Source organism: Nonomuraea corallina (assembly GCF_027620315.1).
Classification (GTDB): Bacteria; Actinomycetota; Actinomycetes; order Streptosporangiales; family Streptosporangiaceae; genus Nonomuraea; species Nonomuraea corallina.
This window is the reverse complement of sequence record NZ_JAPNNL010000243.1, coordinates 1-8,704: the sequence shown is the minus strand read 5'-3', so window position 1 is coordinate 8,704 and position 8,704 is coordinate 1. Positions and strand designations below refer to the sequence as shown.

Below are 8,704 nucleotides of genomic sequence, written 5' to 3'. Positions count from 1 at the left end.
CGGCTGCGGTGAGCCCGGCCGAGGAGGCGGCGGCCGTCGCCGTCGAGGAGGCCAAGCCGAAGCGCGCCACGCGGACCCGGTCGGCAGCCACGACGTCCCGCCGCCGCAAGAAGGCCGGAGAAGAGGCGGAGACCGGTGTCTCCGAGGCCCCGGGGGCCACGGACGCGGCCTCCGGCGTTCCCGGAGTGCCCGAGTCCCCGGAGGGGGCCTCCGGCGCTTCCAGGGCTCCCGAGACGGCGGGCACGGCCTCAGGGGCCGCCGAGACCATCGAGACGGCCGCGGGCACCGAGGCGGCACGTGACGGCGCCGGAGCGGCGGCCGTCGCCGCCCCGGGCACGGCCGAGGCGGCTGGGTCGCCGGCTCCCGGGGCGGAGACTCCCGGCGTCCCCGAGGCCGCGGCCGAGGCGCCCGCCAAGCGGCGGCGCTCCCGTAAGAAGGCGGAGGAGAGCGAGGCCGGGCAGCCCGCCGCCGGGGCGGAGGACGCGGTCGCGCCCGCCGCCCCCGAGCGGGCCGTGGACGCGCAGGTGGCCGCCGGGGCGGGGGAGGCCGCGGCCAGGCGCGAGGGTTCCGCCGACGAGCAGGAGGAGATCCTGGAGATCCTGCCCGAGGACGAGCCGCTCGACGACGAGCCCGCCGGGGAGGACCTCGACGAGGACGACATCAAGGCCAACCTGCTGGCCGACCCGTTCGGGCTGAGCGCCCGCCGCGGGGGCGACGCCGCGGGCACCGCCTTCCGCCGCCCCGCGGCCATCTTCGCGCCGCTGTTCCAGGCGCCCGACCCGGCGCAGGCGCAGCCCGTACGGCCGGTCGAGCCCGAGCCCGTGGTGGAGGCCGCGGAGGAGGCGGACGACGAGATCGTCGTGGAGAGCGCCGAGGACGACGCCGACGCCTCCGACGAGCAGGAGGAGACCGGCGGCCGGCGCCGTCGCCGCAGGCGCGGCGGGCGCGGGCGCGGCAAGTCGCGCGAGCGTGACGAGAACGAGGACGGCGACGAGGGCGACGACCAGGACGAGTCCGACGAGGACGGCGAGGAGGAAGGGCAGGCCGAGGAGTCGCAGGAGGACGAGTCCTCCTCCACCTCGCGCCGCCGCCGTCGCCGCCGTCGCCGCGGCGCCGACGACGACACCCCCGATCCGACGCCCGACGACCCGCCGAACACGGTGGTGCGCATCCGCGCGCCCCGCTCCGGAAGGGCCGCCGCCCACGACACCTCCGCCGACGGCGTGCAGAGCGTGCGCGGCTCCACCCGGCTCGAAGCCAAGAAGCAGCGCCGGCGCGAGGGCCGCGAGCTGGGCCGCAGGCGTCCGCCGATCATCACCGAGTCGGAGTTCCTGGCCCGCCGCGAGTCCGTCGACCGGATGATGGTGGTGCGCCGCCAGGGTGACCGCACGCAGATCGCGGTGCTGGAGGACGGCGTCCTCGTCGAGCACTACGTCAACCGCGAGGCCGGCCAGTCCTACGTCGGCAACGTCTACCTGGGCAAGGTGCAGAACGTCCTGCCGTCGATGGAGGCGGCGTTCGTCGACATCGGCAAGGGCCGCAACGCCGTGCTGTACGCGGGCGAGGTCAACTTCGACACCGCCGGCATGGAGGGGCAGCCCAAGCGGATCGAGTCGGCGCTGAAGTCGGGCCAGTCGGTGCTGGTGCAGGTCACCAAGGACCCGATCGGCCACAAGGGCGCCCGGCTGACCTCGCAGATCAGCCTGCCCGGCCGCTACCTGGTGTACGTCCCGGACGGGTCGATGACCGGCATCAGCCGCAAGCTTCCCGACAAGGAGCGCACCCGGCTCAAGAGCATCCTGAAGAAGGTCATGCCGGAGAACGCCGGGGTGATCGTGCGCACCGCCGCCGAGGGCGCCTCGGAGGAGGAGCTGGCCCGCGACGTGGCCCGCCTGTCGGCGCAGTGGGAGAACATCCAGAAGAAGGCCAAGTCGGCCAGCCCGCCCGAGCTGCTGTCGGCCGAGCCCGACCTGACCATCCGGGTGGTGCGCGACGTCTTCAACGAGGACTTCAGCTCGCTGGTCGTGCAGGGCGGGGACGCCTGGGAGACGGTCGACGAGTACGTCAAGTACGTCGCCCCGCACCTGACCGAGCGGCTGACGAAGTGGGACGGCGACCAGGGCGACGTGTTCGCGTCGTACCGGATCGACGAGCAGCTCGGCAAGGCCATGGAGCGCAAGGTGTGGCTGCCGAGCGGCGGCTCGCTGGTGATCGACCGGACCGAGGCGATGACGGTCGTCGACGTCAACACCGGCAAGTTCACCGGCCAGGGCGGCAACCTGGAGGAGACCGTCACCCGCAACAACCTGGAGGCGGCCGAGGAGATCGTGCGCCAGCTCCGGTTGCGCGACATCGGCGGCATCATCGTCATCGACTTCATCGACATGGTGCTGGAGTCCAACCGCGACCTGGTGCTGCGGCGCATGCTGGAGTGCCTGGCCCGCGACCGGACCAAGCACCAGGTGGCCGAGGTGACCTCCCTGGGGCTGGTGCAGATGACCCGCAAGCGGGTCGGTCAGGGCCTGCTGGAGGCGTTCTCGACGCCGTGCGAGTGCTGCAACGGGCGTGGCCTGATCGTCTCCACCGAGCCGGTCGAGGGCAAGCCGGAGCCGCGCGGCACGCAGGGCAAGATGGCGGTCGAGAAGGCCGTCACCGACAAGGTCTCCGCCGCGAAGGATGCGGCGAACCGTGATACGGTGACCGGTGCGCTTGACGATGTCCCGCACGAGGACGACCAGGCCGGCCAGTCTTCCGGCAGGGGGCGGCGACGCTCCCGCCGAGCCAGGTCCGCCGAGTGATCGCTCGGTGGGCGATCCGATGAATCGTCCGGTTCGCCAGGGGCACGGATCATCCGGTACTCTTGTGGATCGGTGCGTCAGGTGGCGTGCCCTGTTGGCGCGCCCCTCGGTTCGTCGGGTTCGGATGAGCCGGATGTCGGGCGCAGCATTCGGAGTCAGCGGTCGTCCCGCTCGGGGCGGCCGGTGCATCGACAACAGCTAGTCAGTAGAAGGGTTCCGCGGTGTACGCGATCGTTCGTTGCGGCGGCAGGCAGCAGAAGGTCTCCGTCGGTGACGTCCTCGAGGTGGACAAGGTCGCCGGCGAGGTCGGCTCTTCGGTTTCGCTGCCGACGGTGCTCGTCGTCAACGACGGCGATGTGACCACGGAGGCGGGCCGGTTCACGGTCAGCGCCGAGATCCTCGGTGAGACCAAGGGTCCGAAGATCCGCATTCTCAAGTACAAGAACAAGACCGGTTACAAGAAGCGCCAGGGTCACCGTCAGCGGTACACCCAGGTGAAGATCACCGGTATCGACCAGGCCTGATCGGGAGTTTGAGAGATGGCACACAAGAAGGGCGCGTCGTCCACCCGCAACGGCCGCGACTCCAACGCCCAGCGCCTGGGCGTCAAGCGTTTCGGCGGCCAGCTGGTCAACGCCGGTGAGATCATCGTCCGCCAGCGCGGCACCCACTTCCACCCCGGTGACAACGTGGGCCGCGGCGGCGACGACACGCTGTTCGCGCTGACCGCCGGTCACGTGCAGTTCGGCACCAAGCGCGGCCGCCGCGCCGTGAGCATCGTCCCCGTCGCGGAGTAAATCTCCGGCGAAACGGGTTGTGACAAGGGGTGGATCGCCTGCCGATCCACCCCTTGTCCGTTTGTACGAGTCCTTCCCGCCGCTGGGCGGCCCGTGGAAGGCGGTCCGCGAGGGCCGGGACGCGATGAAGTGCCCGTGAGCGGGCCTGTGGAGGAGAAGAGCTGAATGCCGGACTTCGTGGACCAGGTGATCCTGCATGTCAGGGCCGGTGACGGGGGGAACGGCTGCGCCTCCATCCACCGGGAGAAGTTCAAGCCGCTCGGCGGCCCCGACGGGGGCAACGGCGGGCGCGGCGGCGACGTGATCCTCGAGGTGGATCCCAACACCGCCACCCTGCTCGACTACCATCGCCGCCCGCACCGCAAGGCCGACAACGGCAAGCAGGGGCAGGGCTCCAACCGCGACGGCGCCAACGGGGGGGACGTGGTGCTGCCCGTGCCGAACGGCACCGTGGTCAAGGACGCCGCGACGGGCGAGGTGCTCGTCGACCTCATCGGCGCCGGCACCCGCTACGTGATCGCCTCCGGCGGGCACGGCGGGCTCGGCAACGCGGCGCTGGCCAGCACCAAGCGCAAGGCGCCGGGGTTCGCGCTGCTCGGTGAGCCGGGCGACGCGCTGGACGTGATGCTGGAGCTGAAGAGCGTCGCCGACGTGGCGCTGGTCGGCTTCCCCAGCGCCGGCAAGTCGTCGCTGATCGCGGCGCTCAGCGCGGCCAAGCCGAAGATCGCCGACTATCCGTTCACCACGCTCATCCCCAACCTGGGCGTGGTCACCGCGGGCGACACCGTCTTCACCGTGGCCGACGTGCCCGGCCTGATCCCCGGCGCGTCCGAGGGCAAGGGGCTCGGCCACGAGTTCCTGCGCCACGTCGAGCGGTGCGACATGCTCGTGCACGTCATCGACTGCGCCACGATGGAGCCGGGCCGCGACCCCGTCACCGACTACGAGGTGATCGAGGCGGAGCTGCACGCCTACGGCAAGCTGGAGGGCCGCCCGCGCATGGTCGTGCTCAACAAGGCGGACGTGCCCGATGCCCGTGAGCTGGCCGACCTCGTACGCCCCGACTTCGAGGAGCGCGGGCTGCGGGTGTTCACCGTGTCGGCGGCGACCCACCAAGGGCTGCGCGAGCTCACGTACGCGATGGGCGAGTGGGTGGCGGCCGCCCGCGCCGCCAAGCCCGTCGAGGAGCCGACCAGGCTGGTCATCAGGCCCAGGCAGCTCGGCGAGGCCGGGTTCAAGGTGCGCAGGGTCAACGACAACCTGTTCCAGGTGACGGGCGAGAAGCCGGAGCGGTGGATCAGGCAGACCGACTTCAGCAACGACGAGGCCGTCGGCTACCTGGCCGACCGGCTGGAGCGGCTCGGCGTCGAGGAGGAGCTCGCCAAGGCCGGCGCCAAGGCGGGGGCCGAGGTGGTGATCGGGCCGATGGAGGGCGGCTACGTCTTCGACTGGCAGCCGACGCTCAACGCCGAGGCGGTCCGTCAGGGGCCGCGCGGCACCGACAGCCGTCTCGGGTGAACCGTTCCGCGGGCTCGGATAGGGTTTGGACGTGCGGGAACAGATCTGCTCAGCGTCGAAGGTCGTCGTCAAGGTCGGCTCGTCGTCGCTGACGACGCCGCAGGGCACGATCGACGTGGACCGGGTCGACGCGCTCGTGGACGTGCTCGCCGCGCGCCGCCGTGGCGGCACCCAGATCGTGCTGGTGTCGTCGGGCGCCATCGCGGCGGGCCTCGGCCCGCTGGGGCTGCCCGCCCGGCCCCGCGACCTGGCCACGCAGCAGGCGGCGGCCTCCGTCGGGCAGGGCGTGCTGGTCGCCCGCTACACCTCCTCCTTCGCCCGTTACGGGCTGCGCGTCGGCCAGGTCCTGCTGACCGCCGACGACATGATGCGGCGCACCCACCACGTCAACGCCCAGCGCACCCTCGACCGGCTGCTGGAGCTGGGCATCGTGCCCATCGTCAACGAGAACGACACCGTCGCCACCGACGAGATCCGCTTCGGGGACAACGACCGGCTGGCCGCGCTGGTCAGCCACCTGATCCGGGCCGACGCGCTGGTCCTGCTGTCGGACGTGGACGCGCTCTACGACGGCCCGCCCAGCCGGCCGGGGGCGCGCCGGCTGGCCGAGGTCCACGGGCCTGAGGACCTGGTCGGCGTCCAGCTCGGCCGGGGCGGCGCGGTCGGCACCGGCGGCATGATCACCAAGGTCCAGGCGGCCAGGATCGCCACCGGCGCGGGGGTGCCGGTCGTGCTGACCGCCGCCGCCCACGCCGCGCACGCGCTGGCCGGGGACGACGTCGGCACCTTCTTCCACCCTCAGGGCCGCCATCCCGGCACCCGCCTGCTCTGGCTGGCCCACGCCACCACCGGGCGCGGCAGGCTCCACCTGGACGCCGGCGCCGTCGAGGCCGTCGTCACCCGGCGCAAGTCGCTGCTCCCGGCCGGGGTGACGTCCGTCGAGGGCGAGTTCGCCGCCGGCGACCCCGTCGACCTGTGCGGGCCGCGCGGCCGGGTGGTGGCGCGCGGGCTGGTCAACTTCGACGCGGGGGAGATCCCCGGCCTGCTCGGGCGCTCCACCCGCGACCTGGCCAGCGAGCTCGGTCCTGAGTACGAACGCGAACTCATCCACCGTGACGACATCGTCATACTGGAGTCCCACACCTGATCCGCGACGAGGAGCACGCGATGTCCGAAGAGTTCCTGAAGGTCGCCCACGCGGCGCGAGAGGCCGCCGCCGAGCTGGCCCCCCTGCCGCGGGCGCCGAAGGACCGGGCCCTGCGCGCCGTCGCCGACGCCCTGGTCGCCCACGCCGCCGAGATCGTCGAGGCCAACGCCCAGGACGTCGAGCAGGCCAGGACGCGGGGCACCGCCGACGCCATGATCGACCGGCTGCGCCTGGACGCCGGGAGAGTGGCCGCCATCGCCGAGGCGGTCCGCCAGGTCGCCGACCTGCCCGACCCGGTGGGCGAGGTGGTGCGCGGCTCCACCCTGCCCAACGGGCTGGAGCTGCGCCAGCTCAGGGTGCCGCTCGGCGTCATCGGCATCATCTACGAGGGCCGGCCCAACGTCACCGTCGACGCCGCCGCGCTCTGCCTCAAGAGCGGCAACGCGGTGCTGCTGCGCGGCTCCTCCAGCGCCTACCACTCCAACACCGCCCTGGTGAAGGTGATGCAGGAGGCGCTGGCCGCCACCGAGGTGCCGTCCGGGGCCGTGCAGCTCGTGCCGGGGCTCACCCGCGACTCGGTCAAGGAGCTGATGCGCGCCCGCGGGCTGGTCGACGTGCTCATCCCGCGCGGGGGCGCGTCGCTGATCAACTCCGTGGTGGAGGAGTCCACGGTGCCGGTCATCGAGACCGGGGTGGGCAACTGCCACGTGTACGTCGACGCCGACGCCGACCTCGACCTGGCCGTGGAGATCCTGGTCAACGCCAAGGCGCAGCGGCCGTCGGTGTGCAACGCGGCGGAGACGCTCCTGGTGCACGCCGAGGCGGCCGACGCGTTCGTGCCCAGGGCGCTGGAGGCGCTGCGGGCGGCCGGGGTGACCGTCCACGGCGACGAGCGGGTGGCCCGGCACGGCGACGTGGTGCCCGCGACCGAGGACGACTTCGCCGCCGAGTACCTCTCGCTCGACATCGCGGCCGCGGTCGTCGACTCGCTGGAGGACGCCGTGGCCCACATCCGGCGCTACGGGTCCGGCCACACCGACGCCATCGTGACCCGGTCCCAGCGGGCGGCGCGGCGGTTCGTGGCGCTGGTCGACTCGGCGGCGGTGGCGGTCAACGCCTCCACCCGGTTCACCGACGGCGGCGAGTTCGGGTTCGGCGCCGAGATCGGCATCTCCACGCAGAAGCTGCACGCGCGCGGCCCGATGGGCCTGCCCGAGCTGACGTCCACCAAGTGGGTCTACACCGGCGAGGGCCAGTTGCGCACCGCCGAGGGCACGGTCATCGCCAAGTCAGGACAGTGACGGGATCGGGTCGCGGGCGGCGTGTCGGCCGCCCGGGCCCGGCCCGGCCCGCCTTGACTGGCGCCCATGGAGATCGTGATCGCACTCGCGTTCGTGGCCGCCGTGCTGTTCGGCGCCGACCGGCTGATGCTCTGGCTGGAGCGCCGCGGCCACGTCAACTGGCGCAGGAAAGGACGCAAGCACCTGCGTCACCACTCCCGGGCAAATCTCGACCAACTGCTGTCGTGAACACACCGCCCCGATAATTGTTCGGCGTGCCTCAGGCGTCGACACGGGTCACAGCGCTAGGGTTGTGTCCCTTATGGGCGCGCCGAGCGGGGAGGGACGGTGAGCAAGCTCGGCAAGGTCGGGCCGTACACCTTGCTCGAGCGGCTCGGCCGGGGCGGTATGGGCGAGGTCTACCTCGCCAGCGCCCGCCGTGGCGACCGCGTCGCGGTCAAGGTCCTGCACGACCTGACCGAGGACGACTCCGCACGTATCCGGCTCGAGCGCGAGGTGCGGGCCCTGCGCCGGGTGGAGAGCCCGTACGTGGCGCGGGTGCTCGACGCCGACCTGTCCTGCGACCGCCCCTACCTGGTCATGGAGCACATCGAGGGTGCCACCCTGCTGGAACGGGTGCGCCAGGACGGCGCGCTCGACCTGGCGGAGCTGGTGATGCTCGCCCAGGGCATCGCCGTCGCGCTGTCCATCATCCACGCCGCCGGGGTGGTGCACCGCGACCTCAAGCCGGGCAACATCATCATGGGCGCCGCCGGGCCGGTGCTCATCGACTTCGGCATCGCCCAGGTGCACGACGCCACCCGCCTCACCATGACCGGCACCTTCCTCGGCACCCCCGGCTACACCGCTCCCGAGATCTTCGCCGACGAGCAGGTGGACTCACCGGCCGACGTGCACGCGTGGGCGGCCACGGTGGCGTTCGCGGCGACCGGGCGGCCCGCCTTCGGGCGGGGGACCGCCGAGGCGCAGATGTACGCGGTGCTCAACGGGCAGGCCGACCTCAAGGGCGTGCCTGTGGAGCTGCTGCCGCTGGTGCGGGCCGCGCTGCATCGCGAGCCGGGCAAGCGGCCCACGGCCGCGCTGCTGGCCGACCGGCTGGCGCGGCTGGCCAGGGCGAACGGGCTCGGCGACCCCGACGGCGGT

General features: G+C 72.7%; 8 protein-coding genes. All 8 read left to right on the top strand.

The genetic code is table 11. The features are described from left to right. Nucleotides 1-524: 524 nt before the first annotated feature. A complete protein-coding gene (locus OUY22_RS34280) occupies nucleotides 525-2,798 on the top strand; it encodes an Rne/Rng family ribonuclease (RefSeq protein ID WP_408638250.1) in 2,274 nt (757 codons plus the stop codon). Nucleotides 2,799-3,019: 221 nt separating this feature from the next. Further along, a complete protein-coding gene (gene rplU / locus OUY22_RS34275) occupies nucleotides 3,020-3,322 on the top strand; it encodes a 50S ribosomal protein L21 (protein ID WP_270159450.1) in 303 nt (100 codons plus the stop codon). A gap of 15 nt (nucleotides 3,323-3,337) precedes the next feature. Then, nucleotides 3,338-3,595: a 50S ribosomal protein L27 gene (rpmA, locus tag OUY22_RS34270; protein ID WP_068925700.1), complete on the top strand. Its 258-nt coding sequence runs from the start codon at nucleotides 3,338-3,340 to the stop codon at nucleotides 3,593-3,595. Nucleotides 3,596-3,760: 165 nt separating this feature from the next. Continuing rightward, nucleotides 3,761-5,113 (top strand): GTPase ObgE, encoded by a 1,353-nt coding sequence (obgE, locus tag OUY22_RS34265; RefSeq protein WP_270159448.1) that lies wholly within the window; start codon nucleotides 3,761-3,763, stop codon nucleotides 5,111-5,113. A gap of 31 nt (nucleotides 5,114-5,144) precedes the next feature. Continuing rightward, nucleotides 5,145-6,260: a glutamate 5-kinase gene (proB, locus tag OUY22_RS34260; RefSeq protein ID WP_408638249.1), complete on the top strand. Its 1,116-nt coding sequence runs from the start codon at nucleotides 5,145-5,147 to the stop codon at nucleotides 6,258-6,260. 20 nt (nucleotides 6,261-6,280) lie between these two features. Then, complete coding sequence (locus OUY22_RS34255; RefSeq protein ID WP_270159446.1) at nucleotides 6,281-7,561, top strand: glutamate-5-semialdehyde dehydrogenase; 1,281 nt, start codon at nucleotides 6,281-6,283, stop codon at nucleotides 7,559-7,561. 66 nt (nucleotides 7,562-7,627) lie between these two features. Further along, a complete protein-coding gene (locus OUY22_RS34250) occupies nucleotides 7,628-7,789 on the top strand; it encodes a hypothetical protein (protein ID WP_270159445.1) in 162 nt (53 codons plus the stop codon). A gap of 99 nt (nucleotides 7,790-7,888) precedes the next feature. Next, nucleotides 7,889-8,704 (top strand): serine/threonine-protein kinase (locus tag OUY22_RS34245; RefSeq protein WP_270159444.1); only part of this gene is annotated, 816 nt, incomplete at its 3' end.